The sequence below is a fragment of the Pseudomonas syringae genome, from assembly GCF_001698815.1.
Classification (GTDB): domain Bacteria; phylum Pseudomonadota; class Gammaproteobacteria; order Pseudomonadales; family Pseudomonadaceae; genus Aquipseudomonas; species Aquipseudomonas syringae_A.
In genome coordinates this window covers 119,822-140,475 of sequence record NZ_LGSI01000056.1, presented here as the reverse complement: position 1 = coordinate 140,475, position 20,654 = coordinate 119,822, and the positions used below count along the sequence as shown (strand labels likewise).

Sequence of the window (20,654 nt, the reverse complement as noted above, 5' to 3'; positions counted from 1 at the left end):
CTGATTCCGGCCCATTTGTAATGTTGCCGCGATTAACCGGGCGTGCACGGGTACAATAAGCGCCTTTCTCTTAAGTAACGGCTCTTTGTCATGTCAGAACCCATCCGCCTCTCCAAACGTCTTATCGAGCTGATCGGCTGCTCCCGTCGGGAGGCTGAGCTGTATATCGAAGGCGGCTGGGTCACCGTGGATGGCGAAGTCATCGAAGAACCACAGTTTAAGGTCGACACGCAAACCGTTGAACTCAGCCCTGCAGCCAAGGCTGATGCGCCGGAACCGGTGACGATCATCCTGCACAAGCCGGCTGCAATGAGCGACGCCGATGCATTGGCGCTGATCACGCCGGGCACCCTGTCCGAAGAGCACAGCTTCGGCAAGCGTCCACTCAAAGGGCATTTCCTGCGCCTTGAACCCATTTCGACCTTGCAGGCCAATGCCAGCGGCTTGATGGTGTTCAGCCAGGACTGGAAAATCCTGCGCAAGCTGACGGACGACCGCAGCAAGATCGAGCAGGAATACATTGTCGAGATTACCGGCGATATGGTGGCCCACGGCCTGAATCGCCTGAATCACGGCCTGACCTATAAAGGTAAGGAATTACCTGCGGTCAAAGCCAGCTGGCAGAACGAAAACCGCCTGCGCTTCGCCATGAAAAACCCGCAGCCGGGCATCATTGCCCAACTGTGCGAAGCCGTTGGCGTGAAGATCGTTTCGGTGCGCCGCATCCGCATCGGCGGCGTGTCGATGGGCAAATTGCCCGAAGGCCAGTGGCGCTATATGACCAGCAAAGAGAAGTTCTGACCCACGCACTACCGATCCAGCCCCCATTCAGTGCCGCAGCGGTCAGCTTCTGCGGCGTTACACCCGTCTTACCAGGACTCGAACACACCATGATGAACAATGACGTACTGCGCAGCGTGCGCTACATGCTTGATATCAGCGACGGCAAAATCGTCGATATCGTCAAGCTGGCAGGCTTCGAAATCTCCAAGGCCGACGTGATCGCCTTCATGAAGAAAGAAGACGAAGAAGGTTATCTGGATTGCAGCGATGAAATCATGGCGCACTTCCTCGATGGCCTGGTGATCTTCAAGCGCGGCAAGGACGACAGCCGTCCGCCACACGCGGTTGAACTGCCAATCACCAACAACACGGTCCTGAAAAAACTGCGCGTGGCCTTCGAGCTCAAGGAAGAAGACATGCACGCAGCCCTCAAGGCCGCCGAGTTCCCTGTGTCCAAGCCTGAGCTGAGCGCCCTGTTCCGCAAATTCGGTCACAGCAACTACCGCACCTGTGGCGACCAGTTGCTGCGCAACTTCCTCAAAGGCTTGACCCTGCGGGTTCGCGGCTGATCCAGACCGCATCCTTGATCCCAGACTTGTAGGACCGGCTTCAGCCGGGAGGACATTCTCCCGGCTGAAGCCGGTCCTACGGATTGACATTCAATTGCGATGACTGGCCTTAACCCTCATGCCTGATTCCTACAACGTCTCCCCCATCGGCTACGTGCGCTCCTGCTTCAAGGAGAAGTTCGCCATCCCGCGTCAGCCGCAGCTCGCTCCGGCGGCTCGCGGTGTGCTGGAACTGGTGGCGCCGTTTGATCAGGGCGATGCCGTGCAGGGTCTGGAACAGGTCAGCCATGTCTGGCTGTTGTTCCTGTTTCATCTGGCACTGGAAGACAAGCCACGCCTGAAAGTGCGACCGCCGCGCCTGGGCGGCAATCAGTCCATGGGTGTGTTCGCCACCCGCGCGACCCATCGGCCGAATGGCATAGGCCAGTCAGTGGTCAAGCTGGACAAGGTTGAAGCCGGACGCCTGTGGTTATCCGGCATCGACTTGCTGGACGGCACGCCGGTGCTGGACGTCAAACCCTACGTGCCCTATGCCGACAGCGTGCCAACAGCGAGCAACACCATCGCCAGCGCCGCACCCGAGCTGATCCCGGTTCAGTGGACGGATGAAGCGCTGCGTCAGGCCCACGAACATGCGCTGCGTCTGGGCGAGCCATTGGTTGAACTGATCAAGCAATGCCTGGCCCAGGACCCGAGACCGGCTTATCAAGTGCCGACACCGGAGCGTCGCTACGGTGCGCAACTCTGGGATCTGGATGTACGCTGGCATTATCCGCAAGCCGGGCTGATTCGCGTGCTTGAGGTCGTTCTGGCCACAAGCTGAGTCGCAGCCGACAGACCAAACGTCGCCCACAAAAAAACCGCCTGGTCCGTGACCCCCAGGCGGTTTTTTCGTCACAAGCGCGATGTACCTTGCAGCACATCCCGCGTTGTAATTCAGCTGCGCACGTCGCTTACTTCTCGACGAACGCACGCTCGATCAGGTAATCACCCGGCTCGCGCATACGCGGCGAAACAGTCAGGCCGAAGCTGTTGAGCACTTCGCTGGTTTCGTCGAGCATGCTCGGGCTACCGCACAACATCGCGCGATCATCCTGAGGATTGATCGGCGGCAGACCGATGTCGCTGAACAGCTTGCCGCTGCGCATCAGATCGGTTAGCCGGCCTTCGTTCTCGAAAGGCTCGCGGGTAACGGTCGGGTAGTAGATCAACTTGTCACGCAAGGCTTCACCGAAGAACTCGTTCTGCGGCAGATGCTCGGTGATGAATTCGCGGTAGGCCACTTCGTTCACGTAACGAACGCCATGGCACAGGATGACCTTTTCGAAACGCTCGTAGGTTTCCGGATCCTGAATGACGCTCATGAACGGCGCCAAGCCAGTACCCGTGCTCAGCAGGTAAAGATGCTTGCCCGGCTTGAGGTCGTCCAGCACCAGCGTACCCGTAGGTTTCTTGCTGATGATGATCTCGTCGCCTTCCTTCAAATGCTGCAGCTGCGACGTGAGGGGACCGTCCGGCACCTTGATGCTGAAAAACTCGAGATGCTCTTCCCAGTTTGGGCTGGCAATCGAATAAGCGCGCATGAGCGGGCGACCATTTGGCTGCTGCAGACCGATCATGACGAACTGACCGTTCTCGAAACGCAGACCTGGGTCGCGGGTGCACTTGAAACTGAAGAGAGTGTCGTTCCAGTGATGGACGCTAAGGACACGCTCGTGGTTCATGTTGCTCATGTACGTAGGAACTCCTGAAATTTCACCCGCGCCGGGTAAGAGCGCTATTGCGCGATATTCTAGTGGCAGACACAATATCTGTTAACTGGATTATCAAGATATAGGTTATCGGTTATATAGATATGCGATTTACTCTGCGTCAACTCCAGGTCTTCGTCGCCGTCGCACAACAGGAAAGTGTTTCCCGTGCGGCCATACTGCTGTCCTTGTCGCAATCAGCGGCGAGTACCTCAATTACAGAACTGGAACGCCAATCCAGCTGTCAGCTGTTCGACCGCGCCGGCAAACGCCTGAGCCTCAACGCCACAGGCCGCCAGTTGCTGCCGCAGGCCGTCGCGCTGCTGGATCAGGCCAAGGAGATCGAGGACCTGCTCAACGGCAAATCCGGTTTCGGCTCACTGGCGGTCGGCGCGACACTGACTATCGGCAACTACCTGGCAACCCTGCTGATCGGCAGCTTCATGCAGCGCCACCCGGAAAGCCAGGTCAAGCTGCACGTGCAGAACACTGAGCATATCGTGCAACAAGTTGCTCACTACGAAATTGATCTAGGTCTGATTGAAGGCGATTGCACGCACCCGGACATCGAAGTGCAGCGTTGGGTCGAAGACGAACTGGTGGTGTTCTGTGCGCCGCAGCATCCGTTGGCCAAGCGTGGCCATGCCAGTCTCGATCAACTGACCGAAGAAGCCTGGATCTTGCGTGAACAGGGTTCCGGCACTCGTCTGACCTTCGATCAAGCCATGCGCCATCACCGCAACGCACTTAATGTGCGACTGGAGCTGGAACACACCGAGGCGATCAAGCGTGCGGTGGAATCGGGATTGGGAATTGGCTGTATTTCCCGGCTGGCCCTGCGCGATGCTTTCCGACGCGGCAGCCTGGTGGCCGTCGAAACGCCGGAGTTGGACCTGATCAGGCAGTTCTATTTCATCTGGCACAAGCAGAAGTATCAAACCTCCGCCATGCGCGAATTTCTCGATCTGTGCCGCTCATTCACCACGGGCATCCGACGCAGTGATGAAATTGTCCTGCCAAGCATTTATCAGGCTGGTGTCTAAGCGTCCTGGACTGGTGCTTCAACCCAGCAGGATCAAACCCCAGACCACGGCGATCATCCCCAGGGCAATGAGCTGTGCGGCGCTGCCCATGTCTTTGGCATTCTTGGAAAGCGGATGCAATTCCAGGGAAATCCGGTCGATCGCGGCCTCGACAGCCGAATTGAGCAATTCAACGATCAGTGCCAGAAGGCAGACAGCGATCAACAAGGCATGCTCGGCCTTGCTGACGTGAAACAGGAAAGACACGGGAATCAGGATCACGTTCAGCAATACCAACTGCCGAAAAGCAGCCTCGCCTTTAAAAGCGGCGGACAGGCCGTCAAAGGAATAGCCGGTGGCATTGAAGATACGTTTGAGGCCGGTTTGGCCTTTGAAAGGAGACATAGGTAGGCTGCTGCTTGAATAGAAAAAGCGAAGTTAATTCAGGACAAGTCAAAAAAGCGTGAACCCACGGCGCTGCGCACGCAATCAGTTTGGCGAAATCGATTCCAGTTGTTGCAGGAGCAGCGCGGCCTGAGTGCGAGTACGCACGCCCAGCTTGCGGAAAATCGCGGTCACATGCGCCTTGATGGTCGCTTCGGAGACGCTCAGTTCGTAGGCGATCTGCTTGTTCAACAAACCTTCGCAGACCATGGTCAGTACCCGGAATTGCTGTGGAGTCAGACTCGCAAGGCCAGCACTGGCTGCTTTGGCTTCAGCCGAAACACTGACGTGCTCATTGACCTGCGCTGGCCACCAGACATCCCCTTCGAGAACCGCGCGCACGGCTTGCTGGATGGTTTCCAGGGAACTGGATTTGGGGATGAAACCGCTGGCGCCGAACTCCTTGGAGCGTACGACAATCGACGCTTCCTCCTGAGCGGAGACCATTACCACAGGAATCTGCGGATACTGCCCGCGTAACAGCACCAAACCGGAAAAACCGTAGGCACCCGGCATGTTCAGATCCAGCAGAACCAGATCCCAATCGGTCTTTTCACCCAAATGAGTTTCAAGCTGAGCAATGCTGTCGGCCTCTACCAACCGGACATCCGGGCCGAGCCCGAGGCTCAATGCCTGATGCAGCGCACTGCGAAATAGCGGATGGTCATCGGCAATCAGGATTTCGTAGGTCATTGGGTGATCCTGTTTTTATAGGAGCAGCGATCCGATCGCTGCTCAGCAAGGCATTCGGAAATGCCAGCAAATGCTCGTTGGGCGACACAGCACATTCGACGCAAACCCACAAAAACAAGCGTCCAATCCTTTATGCGGCGCCAAGCATGCCCAGCGAAGTCGGGGTGGTCAAGCGCCATGCTTGGTGAAACGTTATTGCTTATTGTGCAATTATCTTCAGCGGGTGAGCGCCGCAGATCAGCTATCTATATAAAAGCTTTCAAGTGAGTGTGGGCGGCGTCCTGCGCATCAATAGGGTTTTGAAATTTGGCCCCCAGATAATGCGCGGTGAACACGTCCAGATAAGCATCCAGAACACCGCTGGCGTGGGTATCGCCCGCCAGTTCAAGGCACAACGCCGCGACTTCGGCCGTACAGAAATGGTCGTCGCGCTTGGAGCGGCGCAGTCGGTAGCGAGACAGCTGTTCCGATTCCAGACTCAACACTGGAAAACGCTCCAGATACGGACTCTTGCGAAACATCTTGCGGGCCTCGGTCCAGGTCGCATCCAGCAAAATAAACAGCGGCCGCTTACCTGGTTCGAGCCTGACTTCACTGACCACGCGCTCCTCCGGGACAAACTCACCAGGAAAAACGATGTACGGCTGCCACTGCGGATCGTCCAATAATGCCAGCAGTTGCGGATTGATCTCGACCCGCGACCAGCCAAATGCGTAGGTATCTTTGATCACGTCAGCAATCAGCCAGCCGGTATTGGTAGGTTTCAAAGGCTCAGTGTCGTACATCAACAGGCACATGCCCGACGTAGCCGGCACACTCGGTTTCCAGGCGCACAGGCAATAATCGGAAATTACCCGACAGCCGGGGCACCGTGGCGCGCGTGATCCGCGGGCAATGAACGGCTTGGTACTTTGCGCCAGGCGTTGATCGCGCAGACGGGAAACGGCATGACTCATGGTTGAGTGCACCGATGAACAGAAGGCGTTGACACTGGGTTGCCCCGAGAAGGTAATAAGTTGTCGAAGTTTACCAGAGCAGCGCGGTCAACCGTTGCGCTGTCCTCCCAGGAATCTGTTTTCGGCCTAGGAGCTGTATCGGCTCGTCCTCTATACTTCGCCCCCGCTGAAGCATCTGCATCTGGCAGCCTGCTTAGTGAACGTACTTTTATGTTTCCGGTCCAACGGCCAGTCACTGAATCAGGAGAGTTTAATGCTGCGCCTTATCGTTCCCACCCTTACGCTGTTGCTCGTTGCTCCACTGTGCGCCAATGCGGCGTCCAAGCAGGAATTCGAACTGAGCAAAATGCTTGAAAAAGTCGCGAAGGAAAGCAGCGTCGGTACACCACGGGCGATCAACGAAGACATTCTCGATCAAGGCTACACGGTTGAAGGCAACGCGCTGATCAACCACCTGAGTGTGCGCGAAGGGCAGGCACAACAGATGCGCGCCAACCCGGATGCCGTGCGCAATCAACTGGGTAACAGCGTTTGTCACAACAACGGCTATCGTCAGTTGATGACCAAAGGCGCGGTACTCAAGTATCAGTTCACCGAGTACAAGACCAATCGTCCGGTTACCACCCAGATGTTCAAGGCAACCGACTGTGCTGTGAAGAAGTAACTGATTCCTGCTGGTAACAGGTGGCGCCCAATGCTTGCTCAGCGGCGCGCCACCTGACAGAGTTCTCCCCCTGCAGACCATCGTGTTCTGCGCGCAACACATCCCCATAAATCATGATTCCGACGCAGACAATCGTTGCCAGCTTCAATGCTATAAGCACATCATCGAAAAGAGCCAGGCTTCCTGTTCGAACGATCAGCTTTGATCAGGATGATGATTCTGCGCATGGAGAAGCTTTGAATGCCTTACGTACCGAATGACCTTCTTTCAACACACTTTCAGGGCAACGGTGTCGACCTCGCCCGGCAAATTGAAGAACTGATCAAAGTCGTAGCCCCTGACAGCCCGAATCTTCCGCTCTACCGCGACATGATGTTGACCGTGCTGCGCATGGCTCAGGATGATCGCAGCCGCTGGAACGCGAAAATCACCCTGCAGACCCTCCGCGAGCTGGACAATGCATTTCGGACCCTTGATCAATTCAAGGGACGGCGCAAAGTGACAGTCTTCGGCTCCGCGCGAACCCCTGCCGAGCACCCGATGTACAACCTGGCCAGAGAACTTGGGCAGGTACTGGCGCAAGCCGACTTGATGGTCATCACCGGCGGCGGCGGCGGCATCATGGCTGCGGCGCATGAAGGTGCGGGTCGCGAGCACAGCCTGGGTTTCAATATCACCCTGCCCTTCGAGCAACATGCCAATCCGACGATAGAAGGCACCAGCAACCTGCTGCCTTTCCACTTCTTCTTCACCCGCAAGCTGTTTTTCGTCAAGGAAGCCGACGCGCTGGTTCTTTGCCCTGGCGGCTTCGGTACGCTGGATGAAGCACTGGAAGTTCTGACGCTGATCCAGACTGGCAAAAGCCCACTGGTACCTATCGTGCTGCTCGACGCACCTGGCGGAGGCTTCTGGCAAGGCGCCCTGGATTTCATCAAGGCCCAACTGGAAGCCAATCATTACATCCTGCCCAACGATATGAAGCTGTTGCGTCTGGTCTACAGCGCTGAAGAAGCGGTCGAAGAAATCAACCAGTTCTACAACAACTTCCATTCAAGTCGCTGGCTGAAGAACAAGTTTGTCATCCGTATGCACCACTCCCTCAGCGAACCGGCGATGGAGCATATGCAGGAAGCGTTCGCTGACCTGCGCCTGGCGGAAGGTTTCCACCAACACAGCTATGCGGGAGAAGAACACGACGAGGCCCAGTTCAGCCATCTGACCCGGCTTGCCTTTACCTTTACTGGCCGCAATTACGGCCGTTTGCGAGAGTTGGTCGACTATATCAACCAGCCGGAAAACTGGACCAAAACAGACACTCAACCCCATCACCAACGCACGTCGGTGAAAGTCACCTGATTCTTCGCACCTGATTGGTCCGTGATGCAAGGTCAGCGGGGTGATCAGTCGTCCCCGCCCCGGCCGCTGAGCAAGCGGCCGATCATATCCAGCGGGTAACCGCGATAACTCAGAAACCTGCCTTGTTTGGCTCGTTCACGGGGATCGATCGGCAGGTGCCCGGCAAATTTGCGTTGCCAGGTTTGCTGAAGCATCTCCTGCCAATCGAAGCCGCATTCACGCAACGCCTGTTCGATATCCCCACGCTGCAAGCCGCGCTGGTTGAGCTCTTCACGAATGCGCAAAGGCCCGTAGCCCGAGCGCGCACGATAGGAAACAAAGCTTTCAAGGTAGCGGGATTCTGAGAGCAGCCCTTCTTCCGTCAAACGGTCCAGGGCCGGGTCGATCAATTCGGGAGGTGCGCCGCGCTGACGCAGTTTACGCGTCAGCTCGACACGACCGTGCTCGCGACGCGCGAGCAGGTCCATTGCAGTTCGCCGGATGGCGACGGGTGTGTCCAGTATCGCAGACATGAACTATCAGATATCGACGTCAGCTTCAGCCATGTCAGCAGCCGGAGCGACAGCAGGACGTGAACCTTCGGCCTTGGTGTCAACGCCCGGAGTCAGCAGCTTGTCGCGAATCATCTTCTCAAGCGCAGCACCGACTTCCGGGTTATCCGCCAGGTACTTGGCCGAGTTGGCTTTACCCTGACCGATCTTGCTGCCCTGATAGCTGTACCAGGCGCCGGACTTCTCAACGAAACCGTGCAACACAGCCAGATCGATGATCTCGCCGTTCAGGTAAATACCCTTGCCGTAGAGAATCTGGAACTCGGCCTGACGGAACGGCGGCGCCACCTTGTTCTTCACAACCTTGACGCGGGTTTCGCTACCAACGACTTCGTCGCCTTCCTTCACGGCACCTGTACGACGGATATCCAGACGTACCGAGGCGTAGAACTTCAGCGCGTTACCACCAGTAGTGGTTTCCGGGCTACCGAACATCACACCGATTTTCATGCGGATCTGGTTAATGAAGATAACCAGGCAGTTGGCATTCTTGATGTTACCGGTGATCTTGCGCAGCGCCTGAGACATCAGACGAGCCTGCAGACCCACGTGCATGTCGCCCATCTCGCCTTCGATTTCGGCCTTTGGCACCAGAGCTGCCACGGAGTCGACCACGATCACATCGATCGCATTCGAACGCACCAGCATGTCGGTGATTTCCAGGGCTTGCTCGCCGGTGTCCGGCTGCGAAACCAGCAGGTCATCGACGTTTACGCCCAGCTTGCCGGCGTATTCAGGATCGAGTGCGTGTTCCGCATCGACGAACGCGCAGGTTGCGCCCATTTTCTGGGCCTGAGCGATAACCGAAAGGGTCAGCGTGGTTTTACCGGAAGATTCCGGACCGTAGATTTCAACGATCCGGCCTTTAGGCAAGCCACCGATACCGAGCGCAATATCCAGACCGAGCGAACCGGTGGAGATAGAAGGAATCGCCTGGCGGTCATGGTCACCCATGCGCATCACGGCACCTTTACCGAATTGACGCTCGATCTGACCCAAGGCCGCAGCCAAGGCTTTCTTCTTGTTCTCGTCCATTGAAGTCCTCACGTAATCAAATTCAATTAGGGGCCTGACGGCCACAACACCTGTATAAGTAGACAGTATTATTCCACAGGGTTGAGCGCGCGCCTACCCCTGTGTTGGAATTTCTGTCCCAGCAAGCGCTATCAGCCCCTCTAGCGCGGCCTTTACCGTTTGTCGGCGTACATCGTCGCGATTACCGTCGAACTGGCGCCGCTCGGAAATGAGCGTTCCTCCGTTCCCCCAGGCCAGCCAGACCGTACCCACCGGCTTGTCGATCGAACCGCCATCAGGCCCTGCGACGCCGCTGACTGCCACGGCAAACTGTGCGCCGCTGTGGGCCTGTGCACCGCGTACCATGGCTTCGACAACTTCCCGGCTGACTGCGCCAACCGTCGAAAACAGCTCGTCTGGCACTCCGAGCTGCAAGAGCTTCTGTCGATTGGAATAAGTGACGTAACCGGCTTCGAACCAGGCCGAGCTACCGGAAATCCGCGTAATGGCCTCGGCGATGCCGCCACCGGTGCAGGATTCAGCGGTGGTCACCTGTGCATCCAGCGCTTTGAGATGTTTGCCAAGGTTGGCGGCAAGCTGAGTAATCTCGTCCAACACATTCTCCTTCATTGCTCACGTCCAGAATGGGAACGGCTGCGCAGGCAACCGTTCCTTCATAAATCCATCAAGATTCTTTCTTCTTCGGGCACGCTGGCTTTTTGATGGTTTCAACCGTGGTTTCCCTCGGTCGACGCTTGGCTTCCTCGACGGGAATGAAGCGCCCGCTACCTGAATCCCTTGCACGCTTGTTCGTCATATAAAATTCCTTTTTTATAAGAGCCGGCACTCAATCGGCCGGCGACGCAACGAAGTCTATACAGCGATTTCATTTCTGTGATCGTCCCGAAACGCAAAGTCACGAATAAGCCGCCACGCAGCGGACCTGCGTGGCCGGAGCGCCCGTGGTAACCTTACGCCCATCGCAAATACCCGGACTGACCGGCCTCATGCCACCCCCGACGGGGGTGCAGGTCATGCCCTTTGATTTGCCTCACCTTTTCTAACGAACTTGCCTAACTATCTGATGAATAAAGCAATTTCCGACCTGTCCGCGCACACCCCCATGATGCAGCAATACTGGAGGCTGAAGAATCAGCATCCCGACCAGCTGATGTTCTATCGCATGGGCGACTTCTACGAAATCTTCTACGAGGACGCCAAGAAAGCGTCCAAGTTGCTGGATATTACCCTCACCGCCCGCGGGCAATCTGCTGGCCAGGGCATCCCCATGTGCGGGATCCCCTACCACGCCGCCGAAGGTTATCTGGCCAAGCTGGTGAAGTTGGGCGAGTCGGTGGTGATCTGCGAACAGATCGGCGACCCGGCAACCAGCAAAGGACCGGTCGACAGGCAAGTAGTGCGCATTATCACGCCGGGCACGGTCAGTGACGAAGCGCTGCTGGATGAACGTCGCGACAACCTGATCGCTGCGGTACTGGGCGATGAGCGTTTGTTCGGTCTGGCCGTGCTGGACATCACCAGTGGCAATTTCAGCGTGCTGGAAATCAAAGGCTGGGAAAACCTGCTGGCCGAGCTTGAGCGGATCAATCCGGTGGAGCTGTTGATCCCTGACGATTGGCCTCAAGGGTTACCTGCGGAAAAACGTCGCGGCTCGCGACGTCGCGCGCCCTGGGATTTCGAACGCGATTCGGCGCTCAAAAGCCTTTGCCAGCAGTTCTCCACTCAGGATCTGAAGGGCTTTGGTTGCGAGAACCTGACGCTGGCCATCGGTGCTGCCGGCTGCCTGCTGGGCTACGCCAAGGAAACCCAGCGCACGGCATTGCCGCACCTGCGCAGCCTGCGCCATGAACGGCTGGACGATACCGTGGTGCTCGACGGTGCCAGTCGGCGCAATCTTGAGCTGGACACCAATCTTGCCGGCGGTCGTGAAAACACCCTGCAATCGGTCATGGATCGCTGCCAGACCGCCATGGGCACGCGTTTGCTGACCCGCTGGCTGAACCGGCCGCTGCGTGACCTGAAGGTTCTTCAGGCGCGGCAAAGCTCGATCACCTGTCTGCTGGAGCGCTACCGCTTCGAGAACCTGCAGCCGCAACTCAAGGAAATTGGCGATATCGAGCGGATTCTCGCCCGTATCGGCTTGCGCAACGCCCGGCCACGCGATCTGGCGCGCCTGCGCGATGCGCTGAGCGCCCTGCCTGAATTGCAAGTGGCGATGACTGATCTGGAAGCGCCGCACCTGCAACAGCTCGCGCAAACCGCTGGCACTTACCCGGAGCTGGCGCAACTGCTGCAGCGGGCGGTCATCGACAACCCGCCAGCGGTCATTCGTGACGGCGGCGTCTTGAAGACCGGCTATGACTCAGAACTGGATGAATTGCAGTCGCTGAGTGAAAACGCCGGGCAGTTCCTGATTGATCTGGAAGCCCGGGAGAAAGCACGCACGGGGCTGGCCAACCTGAAAGTCGGCTACAACCGGATTCATGGTTATTTCATCGAGTTGCCGAGCAAGCAGGCGGAACAGGCGCCCGCTGATTACATTCGACGCCAGACCCTCAAGGGCGCCGAGCGCTTCATCACGCCAGAACTCAAGGAATTCGAAGACAAGGCGCTGTCGGCAAAAAGCCGTGCGCTGGCGCGGGAAAAAATGCTTTACGAAGCGTTGCTGGAAGATCTGATCGGCCATCTCGCGCCGCTTCAGGACACCGCAGCGGCGCTGGCCGAGCTGGATGTCTTGAGCAACCTGGCCGAACGCGCACTGAACCTCGACCTGAACTGCCCACAGTTCGTCGAAGAGCCCTGCATGCGCATCGACCAGGGTCGCCATCCCGTCGTCGAGCAAGTCTTGTCCACACCCTTCGTAGCCAATGACCTGGCGCTGGACGACAGCACGCGCATGCTGGTGATTACCGGACCGAACATGGGTGGTAAATCCACCTACATGCGGCAGACGGCATTGATCGTGCTGCTGGCCCACATCGGCAGCTTCGTGCCTGCGGCCAGTTGCGAGCTGTCCCTGGTGGACAGGATTTTCACCCGGATTGGCTCCAGCGATGACCTCGCCGGCGGGCGCTCGACCTTTATGGTGGAAATGAGCGAAACCGCCAACATCTTGCACAACGCTACCGACCGCAGCCTGGTGCTGATGGACGAAGTCGGTCGTGGCACGAGCACATTCGACGGTTTGTCCCTGGCCTGGGCTGCGGCAGAATGCCTCGCCCAATTGCGCGCCTACACCTTGTTCGCCACGCACTATTTCGAGCTGACAGTGCTGCCGGAAAGCGAACCGCTGGTGGCCAACGTACACCTCAATGCCACCGAGCATAACGAGAGGATTGTCTTCCTGCATCGGGTACTGCCAGGGCCGGCCAGTCAGAGCTACGGCTTGGCCGTGGCCCAGCTGGCGGGGGTTCCAGCGAAAGTCATCGTGCGCGCCAAGGAACATTTGCAACGCCTGGAGACGACCAGCCTGCCCCACGAACAACCCCACGCCAAACCGGGGAAATCCGCTGCACCGATGCAAAGCGATCTGTTCGCCAGTCTCCCGCACCCGGTATTGGATGAGCTTTCCAAGGTCAAAATCGACGATCTCACGCCGCGTCAGGCACTAGAGTTGTTGTATACCCTGCAAACACGCATCTGACGTGAACGGTTACAAGCTGGTAGAATCCCGCGCGGTTTGGGATGCTGCCCGCTTTTAGCCTGGCTTGAGCAGATTAGCCGAGCCGCGTGGAAACGTAGCGACCTGAAGTTGAACGAAGCGCATGCAGCCAGCCTGCCTGTGAGTCGTTCGGCCAATGCATTGTTTTCACAAAGGCCGGGATACTTCCCGAACCTGGCAACCCTGTCTGGAAGGGCTCTGCTACCGCCGCCTGAGGAGAGAATTAGAAATGACCTTCGTCGTCACCGACAACTGCATCAAGTGCAAGTACACCGACTGCGTAGAAGTGTGTCCGGTGGACTGCTTCTACGAAGGCCCGAATTTCCTGGTGATTCACCCGGATGAGTGCATCGATTGCGCACTCTGCGAGCCAGAATGCCCTGCCAACGCCATCTTCTCTGAAGACGAGGTTCCGGCCGGCATGGAAAACTTCATCGAGCTGAACGCTGAGCTGGCGGATATCTGGCCCAACATCACCGAGAAGAAAGACGGCATGCCCGATGCTGCAGAGTGGGATGGCAAACCAGACAAGATCGCAGACCTGGAACGCTGATCCACTGAAGTATCAAAAAGGCCCTGACGGGGCCTTTTTTGTTATCAGCCCGCGCACTTTCGGACAGACGAAAAAAAGGGGCGGTATGAACCGCCCCCCTTTGTACTATTCCTTGCAATCCATTAATCATCATCCTGATGAATCGCATCCTGCGATGTCCTTTGACTGTCTTCCTTGACTGTCTGTGCCTGTCCGTTGGCACAGTTCTGATATTAGTGCTTTTTTCGTGCAGGACAACCCTCGAAAACCTTTCAAAAAATTCCACCCCTTGCACTTTTCAAAAATAAAACCCTTCAATTTCAATCAATTACGATAAATCACTCCAGATAAAGGGGCATCTATTGCTTTATCCAACAACAATAACTTACACATCGCGTACGTAAAGGCTTACAGGGAAAGTACGCAAAAGCAGCACATTCAAGGGTGTACGGTTTAGATAATGAGAATCAAAAACCAGCAGATATTTATACGTATTTACAATTAAAAAAAATGACAGAAAAAAACACCCCACAAGGGGGTGTTTTGTTTAGCAAAAATAACAGCGTTTAATTAGCGAGCTAAGCAAAGTGTTGCTTTATTGAAACAATGACTCACTGGATAAACCATTTTTCTCAAGAATCTCCCGCAGACGCTTCAGGCCTTCAACCTGAATCTGGCGGACACGCTCGCGCGTAAGACCGATCTCCAGCCCGACGTCTTCCAGAGTACTGCTCTCATGACCGCGCAGGCCAAACCGGCGGATGACGACTTCACGTTGTTTATCGGTAAGTTCGGAAAGCCACTGATCGATGCTCTGGGAGAGATCGTCATCCTGCAACAGCTCACAAGGATCTGTCGGACGATCATCGGTCAGGGTATCAAGCAGGGTCTTGTCAGAGTCCGGCCCGAGTGACACGTCCACCGAGGAAACACGCTCATTGAGGCCCAGCATGCGCTTGACCTCGCCCACCGGCTTCTCGAGCAGGTTCGCGATTTCCTCAGGAGAGGGCTCGTGGTCGAGTTTCTGGGTCAGCTCGCGAGCCGCCCGCAGGTAGACATTCAATTCTTTGACCACATGAATCGGCAACCGGATGGTCCGGGTCTGATTCATGATGGCGCGCTCGATGGTCTGACGAATCCACCAAGTGGCGTAGGTAGAAAAGCGAAAGCCTCGCTCTGGATCGAATTTTTCGACTGCCCGGATCAAGCCCAGGTTGCCTTCCTCGATCAGGTCGAGCAATGACAGCCCACGATTGACATAACGCCTGGCGATTTTCACCACCAGTCGCAGGTTGCTTTCGATCATGCGTTTGCGTCCCGCCGGATCACCACTTTGCGACAGACGTGCAAAATGGACTTCTTCTTCGGGGGACAACAGGGGAGAGAATCCGATTTCATTGAGGTACAGCTGGGTCGCATCTAGCGCCCGGGTGTAATCAATGTATTTGTGTTGCTTGAGCGATGTGGAGTTTCTGGCCTTGGCTCGAACCGAAGCTTTTGCAGCTTTGTGCTGCTTTTCGTCCGATTCGGATTCCAGGACGACACCGGCTTCCATAAGGAGAACCTCGTCGTCGATGTCAAACTCCGGCGCTTCTTTGCTGAGAGCCATTGTTATAGTCCTTTGGTGAGTTCGACCTCAAGCTCTAGCGACGCCTATTTCCATGGCAACGCTTGAGCCTGTCCCTCTACGTCAGGAACAGGCTGGAAGCAATCAACGACGTGGCAAGAATTGCAGTGGATCTACAGGTTTTCCCTGGCGGCGAATCTCAAAATGCAGTTTCACTCGGTCGGTTCCCGTTGACCCCATTTCGGCAATTGTCTGCCCTGCCTTGACCTGCTGCCCCTCCCGAACCATCAACCTGCGGTTGTGACCGTAGGCGCTTACGTAGGTATCGCTGTGTTTGATGATTATCAATTCGCCGTAGCCCCGCAATCCACTCCCGGCGTAAACAACTGAACCATCAGACGCAGCCAAAACAGGCTGTCCCAAATCACCAGCGATATCAATTCCTTTATTCAAACTACCGTTTGAAGAGAATTTCCCGATCAAAATACCACTGGAGGGCCACGTCCAGCCTGTCGGAGAAGGTCCGGCAGGGCCTGTTCTCACATCTCCAGAGGGGGGAATAACCACCGGCACAACCGAGATTGGCTTGGAAATTACCGTGGTTTTGATCGAACCGGAACTGCTGGTAGACGTGGAGGAAGTGCTCGGCGCAACGCCCGGCCGGCCTGCTGTCGCGACCGCTGAGGAGCTGGAGCCAGAGCGCCCGTCGAAGCGAATCGTCTGACCCGGCCGGATGGTGTAGGGCTCCGGGATCTGGTTGCGGGCGGCCAGCGCCTTGTAGTCCCAGCCATAACGGAAGGCAATGGAAAACAGCGTGTCACCGCGCCGCACCACGTACTGCCCGGTGGTCACCGTAGGGCGCTGGGGCGCGGCGTTATTGTTCCGATCCACAACCCGAACGCCGCCGGATGGCGTACTGGAGCAGCCGACCAAAAGGACACTGAGAACGATGCCAGTCACCAGTCGCTGAAAACTTTTTGAAAACATACGCTGCCGAATGACTGTGCGACTCACCCGCCACTCCCTTTACTGGTGACTGAATTTAAGCTGCCTATTGTGCCGTAATAACGGCGGCAGCTACTGCTTAAACTTTTTGAAGCCCTTGGCGCACATCGCGCGAGCTCGCCGGACACTGCACTCGGACCGCGCGGCTGCGACAGGTGATAGACCAACGGCGATGATCAGAATTCAGTGGCCGGGCCAAAGGTTCTCAGGCCAACGGCCCATTGAGCAGCGGAACGAAGCGCACCGCCCCCAGAACATGCCGGGAAAAACCGTTTTCTTCACGAATGATCAGCATCAACTGCTGGACTTCGCCTGAACCTACTGGAATTACCAGCCGCCCGCCCGGAGCCAGTTGGTCAAGCAGCGCCTGGGGCACGTCCGTCGCCACTGCCGTGACGATGATGCCGTTATAGGGCGCGAGTGCCGGCCAGCCTTCCCAGCCATCCCCCCAGCGAAACACCACATTGCGCAGGTTCAGTTCGACCAGCCGCTCTTTGGCACGGTCCTGCAGCACCTTGATCCGTTCGACCGAGAACACCCGCTCAACCAGCTGCGCCAGTACGGCGGTCTGGTAGCCCGATCCGGTGCCGATTTCCATAACCTTGTCCAGCGGACCCGCAGCGAGCAGCAGCTCGCTCATGCGCGCCACCATGTACGGCTGGGAAATGGTCTGGTTGTGACCGATCGGCAATGCCGTGTCTTCATAGGCGCGATGGGCCAGAGCCTCATCGACAAACATATGCCGTGGTGTCTTGCGGATCACGTCCAGCACCTGCACGTTGGACAGACCTTCGTCATACAGACGTTGAATCAGCCGCTCGCGGGTACGCTGGGAAGTCATCCCGATTCCACGACGTAACAGATCATCTTGTTCGCGCGACATCAGAGAAGGCCCTCCAGCCATTTGTTCAGGCTGCTGAACCCGTCCTGATAGGTACGATCGAGCTGCAACGGGGTAATCGATACATACCCTTGCATCACCGCATGAAAATCAGTTCCCGCACCGCCATCTTCGGCATCACCGGCGGCTGCAATCCAGTATCCCGAACGACCGCGTGGATCAACCACCTTGATTGGTGCCGCCGCACGGGCGCGATGGCCCAGGCGCGTGAGCTGGATGCCACGGACATGCGCCAGCGGCAGATTGGGGATATTCACGTTCAGGACCGTGCGCGGTGGCAGGTCCAGTTGCTCGTGGGACTCGACCAGCAGGCGCGCGTAATGCGCCGCCGTGGCCAGGTTTTCCGGCTGCCGGGAGAGGAACGAAAAAGCAAACGACGGCCGTTGCAGAAACCGCCCCTCCAGCGCAGCCGCCACCGTACCGGAGTACAGGACATCATCGCCGAGGTTGGCGCCCAGATTGATTCCGGACACCACCATGTCGGGCGGGGTATCCAGCAGGCCGTTAAGCCCCAAGTGAACGCAATCGGTCGGCGTGCCGTTGACGCTGATAAAGCCGTTCGCCAGGGTGTGGGGATGCAAAGGACGGTCGAGCGTCAGCGAGCTGCTGGCGCCGCTTTTGTCTTGATCGGGAGCGATAACCACGCATTCGCTGTAATCGGTCAGCGCCGCATACAGCGCCGCGAGACCGGGCGCAGTTACCCCATCATCGTTTGAAATCAGAATACGCATGAGCTGTCCGTCTGCCCTACCGGTACCAGATCGACGAGTTCGCGCACCAATACAGTGGCGAAGCATCCAGCCGGGAGGACGAATTCCAGTTGCAGAATGTCAGGCTCGGGATAATGCCACGTCAACCCGCCAATGGGCAGTCGCAGGATACGCCGTTCGTGTTCCATTCCGGCTCGAATCAACCAATCGCGCAATGCCGCTTCGCGATTGGCGATGTCGTTCTCCAGCGTAGCAGTTGCGCCCGACGCTGGCGAAGGACCTTCGCCCCATTGCGGGCCAGTCGGATGCAGATCGAGAATCGCCAGACGCGGGTCGCTGCACTCGTCGATGCCGGCCGGGAAAAAACTGCGGCTGTCGGTAAAGGCCAGCAGGTCGCCGACCTGAGCCCGTTGCCAGCTGCCATCGGCCACCCGCGCGGCCAACACCTGATTGAACAGATAACTGCGTGCCGTGGAGAGCAGACGCGAACGAACGGCGCGCTGTTCGGGCAACGCCTGGCGCCCGGCGTAATCACGGGCTTCACCCAGGTTGCCGCCTTGATAACCGAAGCGCTGGCTGCCGAAATAATTGGGGATCCCGGCCTTGGCTATCTGCTCAAGACGCTGCTGTAGCGCGTCCTTGTCGCCATTCAGTTGCGTCAGACGCAGGGTAAAACCGTTCGCCGCATGCGCGCCGCGCTGCAACTTGCGCTTGTGGCGGGTGGTTTTGAGGATCTTCAGCGTGTCGTCTTGTGCCGCCGCCAGATCAGGATCGGCCTTACCTGGCAACTGGATGCTGAACCACTGCCGCGTCAGGGCCTGGCGGTCTTTGAGACCCGCGTAGCTCACGGTTCTGAGCGGCACGCCAGCGGCCTTGGCCAGTCGACGAGCGGCTTCTTCGGTATTGAGGCCGCGCTTCTCAACCCACAGCCAGAGGTGTTCGCCGTCGCCGGAAAGCGGGATGTCCAGCACTTCATCGACCTGAAAGTCTTCCGCCGTTGCCTTGAGCACGGCGCTGCCCAGCGACTCGCCATACGCGCGCGGGCCCAGCAGTTCCAGTTCCGTCATGCGGACAACAACAGGGCAACCGCGTGAACCGCGATGCCCTCTTCCCGACCCGTGAAGCCGAGTTTTTCGGTGGTAGTAGCCTTTACATTCACTTGATCCAACTCAACCTGAAGATCCGCGGCGATCAGCGCGCGCATCGAATCGATATGCGGGGCCATTTTCGGCGCCTGGGCAACGATAGTGGCGTCGACATTGCCGACCTTCCAGCCCTTGCTCTGGACCAACGACAGCACATGGCGCAACAAGACTCGGCTATCGGCGCCCTTGAACTGTGGGTCGGTGTCCGGGAAATGCTTGCCGATGTCACCGAGCGCAGCCGCGCCCAGCAAGGCATCGCTCAGGGCATGCAACAGCACATCGCCATCGGAATGGGCCAGCAGCCCGAAACCGTGCGCAATCCGCACCCCGCCCAAGGTAATGAAATCGCCTTCAGCGAAACGGTGCACATCATAGCCATGGCCAATACGCATAAAAAAAACGCCCTGAAAAAAGTCAGGGCGTGATTCTACCTACTTTGGCGAAGGTTAGCTGTTTAAGGCGTCGCCATGATGGCGCAGGTGGTCTTCGATGAAGCTGGCGATGAAGAAATAGCTGTGGTCGTAACCCGGCTGCATGCGCAGAGTCAACGGATGACCGGCGGCTTTCGCAGCCTGCACCAGCGCTTCGGGCTTGAGTTGATTGGCCAGAAAATCATCACGGTCGCCCTGATCCACAAGCATCGGCAACTGCTCCGACGCCTCGGCGATCAGCACGCTGGCATCCCATTCGCGCCAGCGGGCACGCTCTTCGCCCAGATAACGGGAAAACGCCTTCTGCCCCCACGGGCAATCCATCGGATTGCTGATCGGCGAAAACGCCGAGACCGACTTGTAGCGACCCGGATTACGCAGGGCGCACACCAGCGCACCGTGGCCGCCCATGGAGTGCCCGCTGATACCCCGCGCCTGCGAAGCCGGGAAATGCGCTTCGACCAGCGCGGGCAATTCGTTGACCACGTAATCATGCATCTGATAATGCCGCGCCCAGGGCTGCTGCGTGGCGTTCAGATAGAAACCGGCGCCGAGGCCGAAATCCCAGGCTCCGTCCGGATCACCCGGAACGTCCGCGCCACGCGGGCTGGTGTCCGGCGCAACGATGATCAGGCCCAGCTCGGCGGCAATGCGCAGCGCGCCAGCCTTGTGCATGAAATTCTCATCGGTACAGGTCAGGCCTGACAACCAATACACCACCGGCAGTTTGCTGCCCTGTTCGGCCTGAGGCGGCAGGTAAACGGCGAAGACCATGTCGCAGCCAAGCACTTGGGAATGGTGTTTATAGCGTTTATGCCAGCCGCCGAAGCTTTTCTGGCAGGAAAGGTTTTCCAGGTTCATGGTCGTGGACTCCCAGC

At 57.6% G+C, this 20,654-nt stretch carries 22 protein-coding genes; 8 read left to right on the top strand and 14 right to left on the bottom strand.

From position 1 onward, the window contains the following. Nucleotides 1-90: 90 nt before the first annotated feature. The 3 genes from AFK24_RS19815 (at nucleotide 91) to tsaA (ending at nucleotide 2,175) form a co-directional block, all read left to right on the top strand. The gene (locus tag AFK24_RS19815) at nucleotides 91-801 is read left to right on the top strand and encodes an rRNA pseudouridine synthase (RefSeq protein WP_065834840.1); all 711 of its coding nucleotides are present in this window, start codon (nucleotides 91-93) and stop codon (nucleotides 799-801) included. 89 nt (nucleotides 802-890) lie between these two features. Further along, a complete protein-coding gene (locus AFK24_RS19810; protein WP_065834839.1) occupies nucleotides 891-1,352 on the top strand; it encodes a DUF1456 family protein in 462 nt (153 codons plus the stop codon). A gap of 118 nt (nucleotides 1,353-1,470) precedes the next feature. Continuing rightward, entirely contained in the window at nucleotides 1,471-2,175 is a 705-nt protein-coding gene (gene tsaA / locus AFK24_RS19805) for a tRNA (N6-threonylcarbamoyladenosine(37)-N6)-methyltransferase TrmO (protein ID WP_065834838.1), read from the top strand. A 130-nt stretch (nucleotides 2,176-2,305) separates the two neighbouring features. Here tsaA and fpr read toward each other — a convergent pair whose 3' ends face one another. After that, nucleotides 2,306-3,085, bottom strand: a complete 780-nt coding sequence (gene fpr / locus AFK24_RS19800) for a ferredoxin-NADP reductase (protein ID WP_002554680.1) — start codon at nucleotides 3,083-3,085, stop codon at nucleotides 2,306-2,308. Nucleotides 3,086-3,207: 122 nt separating this feature from the next. On the opposite strand from fpr, the gene AFK24_RS19795 reads away from it, so the two are divergent. Next, nucleotides 3,208-4,146 carry a LysR family transcriptional regulator gene (locus AFK24_RS19795; RefSeq protein ID WP_065834837.1) on the top strand — a complete coding sequence of 313 codons (939 nt, stop codon included), beginning with the start codon at nucleotides 3,208-3,210 and terminating at the stop codon, nucleotides 4,144-4,146. Nucleotides 4,147-4,164: 18 nt separating this feature from the next. Here the strand turns inward: AFK24_RS19795 and AFK24_RS19790 are convergent, their stop codons facing one another. The 3 genes from AFK24_RS19790 to AFK24_RS19780 all read right to left on the bottom strand — a co-directional run bounded on the left by AFK24_RS19790 (nucleotide 4,165) and on the right by AFK24_RS19780 (nucleotide 6,218). Continuing rightward, nucleotides 4,165-4,530, bottom strand: a complete 366-nt coding sequence (locus AFK24_RS19790; protein WP_065834836.1) for a diacylglycerol kinase — start codon at nucleotides 4,528-4,530, stop codon at nucleotides 4,165-4,167. A gap of 84 nt (nucleotides 4,531-4,614) precedes the next feature. Next, the gene (erdR, locus tag AFK24_RS19785) at nucleotides 4,615-5,262 is read right to left on the bottom strand and encodes a response regulator transcription factor ErdR (RefSeq protein ID WP_065834835.1); all 648 of its coding nucleotides are present in this window, start codon (nucleotides 5,260-5,262) and stop codon (nucleotides 4,615-4,617) included. Between the two features lie 245 nt (nucleotides 5,263-5,507). After that, complete coding sequence (locus AFK24_RS19780) at nucleotides 5,508-6,218, bottom strand: tRNA-uridine aminocarboxypropyltransferase (RefSeq protein ID WP_065834834.1); 711 nt, start codon at nucleotides 6,216-6,218, stop codon at nucleotides 5,508-5,510. 253 nt (nucleotides 6,219-6,471) lie between these two features. Here AFK24_RS19780 and AFK24_RS19775 point away from each other — a divergent pair, with 253 nt between their 5' ends. Beyond that, nucleotides 6,472-6,882, top strand: coding sequence for a quorum-sensing-regulated virulence factor family protein (locus AFK24_RS19775; RefSeq protein WP_065834833.1), 411 nt, complete (start codon nucleotides 6,472-6,474; stop codon nucleotides 6,880-6,882). 240 nt (nucleotides 6,883-7,122) lie between these two features. After that, nucleotides 7,123-8,238, top strand: coding sequence for a TIGR00730 family Rossman fold protein (locus AFK24_RS19770; protein WP_065834832.1), 1,116 nt, complete (start codon nucleotides 7,123-7,125; stop codon nucleotides 8,236-8,238). A 44-nt stretch (nucleotides 8,239-8,282) separates the two neighbouring features. Here AFK24_RS19770 and recX read toward each other — a convergent pair whose 3' ends face one another. The 3 genes from recX to AFK24_RS19755 all read right to left on the bottom strand — a co-directional run bounded on the left by recX (nucleotide 8,283) and on the right by AFK24_RS19755 (nucleotide 10,433). Continuing rightward, complete coding sequence (recX, locus tag AFK24_RS19765; RefSeq protein WP_065834831.1) at nucleotides 8,283-8,750, bottom strand: recombination regulator RecX; 468 nt, start codon at nucleotides 8,748-8,750, stop codon at nucleotides 8,283-8,285. A 6-nt stretch (nucleotides 8,751-8,756) separates the two neighbouring features. Next, nucleotides 8,757-9,824: a recombinase RecA gene (gene recA, locus AFK24_RS19760; RefSeq protein WP_020289447.1), complete on the bottom strand. Its 1,068-nt coding sequence runs from the start codon at nucleotides 9,822-9,824 to the stop codon at nucleotides 8,757-8,759. Nucleotides 9,825-9,917: 93 nt separating this feature from the next. Beyond that, entirely contained in the window at nucleotides 9,918-10,433 is a 516-nt protein-coding gene (locus AFK24_RS19755) for a nicotinamide-nucleotide amidohydrolase family protein (RefSeq protein ID WP_170826366.1), read from the bottom strand. A gap of 466 nt (nucleotides 10,434-10,899) precedes the next feature. Here AFK24_RS19755 and mutS point away from each other — a divergent pair, with 466 nt between their 5' ends. Both mutS and fdxA read left to right on the top strand, forming a co-directional pair. Continuing rightward, nucleotides 10,900-13,467, top strand: coding sequence for a DNA mismatch repair protein MutS (gene mutS / locus AFK24_RS19750; RefSeq protein ID WP_170826369.1), 2,568 nt, complete (start codon nucleotides 10,900-10,902; stop codon nucleotides 13,465-13,467). A 247-nt stretch (nucleotides 13,468-13,714) separates the two neighbouring features. Continuing rightward, a complete protein-coding gene (gene fdxA, locus AFK24_RS19745) occupies nucleotides 13,715-14,038 on the top strand; it encodes a ferredoxin FdxA (RefSeq protein WP_065834829.1) in 324 nt (107 codons plus the stop codon). A gap of 574 nt (nucleotides 14,039-14,612) precedes the next feature. Here the strand turns inward: fdxA and rpoS are convergent. The 7 genes from rpoS to fghA form a co-directional block, all read right to left on the bottom strand. Beyond that, nucleotides 14,613-15,626 (bottom strand): RNA polymerase sigma factor RpoS, encoded by a 1,014-nt coding sequence (gene rpoS, locus AFK24_RS19740; RefSeq protein WP_065834828.1) that lies wholly within the window; start codon nucleotides 15,624-15,626, stop codon nucleotides 14,613-14,615. Nucleotides 15,627-15,728: 102 nt separating this feature from the next. Next, entirely contained in the window at nucleotides 15,729-16,598 is an 870-nt protein-coding gene (locus AFK24_RS19735; RefSeq protein ID WP_065834827.1) for a peptidoglycan DD-metalloendopeptidase family protein, read from the bottom strand. Between the two features lie 196 nt (nucleotides 16,599-16,794). Next, nucleotides 16,795-17,430, bottom strand: a complete 636-nt coding sequence (locus tag AFK24_RS19730) for a protein-L-isoaspartate(D-aspartate) O-methyltransferase (RefSeq protein WP_170826365.1) — start codon at nucleotides 17,428-17,430, stop codon at nucleotides 16,795-16,797. Nucleotides 17,431-17,471: 41 nt separating this feature from the next. After that, entirely contained in the window at nucleotides 17,472-18,221 is a 750-nt protein-coding gene (surE, locus tag AFK24_RS19725) for a 5'/3'-nucleotidase SurE (protein WP_065834826.1), read from the bottom strand. Next, entirely contained in the window at nucleotides 18,209-19,267 is a 1,059-nt protein-coding gene (gene truD / locus AFK24_RS19720; protein WP_065834825.1) for a tRNA pseudouridine(13) synthase TruD, read from the bottom strand. The genes surE and truD overlap by 13 nt, the downstream gene beginning before the upstream one ends. Then, nucleotides 19,264-19,737, bottom strand: a complete 474-nt coding sequence (gene ispF, locus AFK24_RS19715) for a 2-C-methyl-D-erythritol 2,4-cyclodiphosphate synthase (protein ID WP_065834824.1) — start codon at nucleotides 19,735-19,737, stop codon at nucleotides 19,264-19,266. The genes truD and ispF overlap by 4 nt, the downstream gene beginning before the upstream one ends. Before the next feature lie 54 nt (nucleotides 19,738-19,791). Then, nucleotides 19,792-20,637, bottom strand: a complete 846-nt coding sequence (gene fghA, locus AFK24_RS19710) for an S-formylglutathione hydrolase (protein WP_065834823.1) — start codon at nucleotides 20,635-20,637, stop codon at nucleotides 19,792-19,794. Between the last annotated feature and the right edge of the window lie 17 nt (nucleotides 20,638-20,654).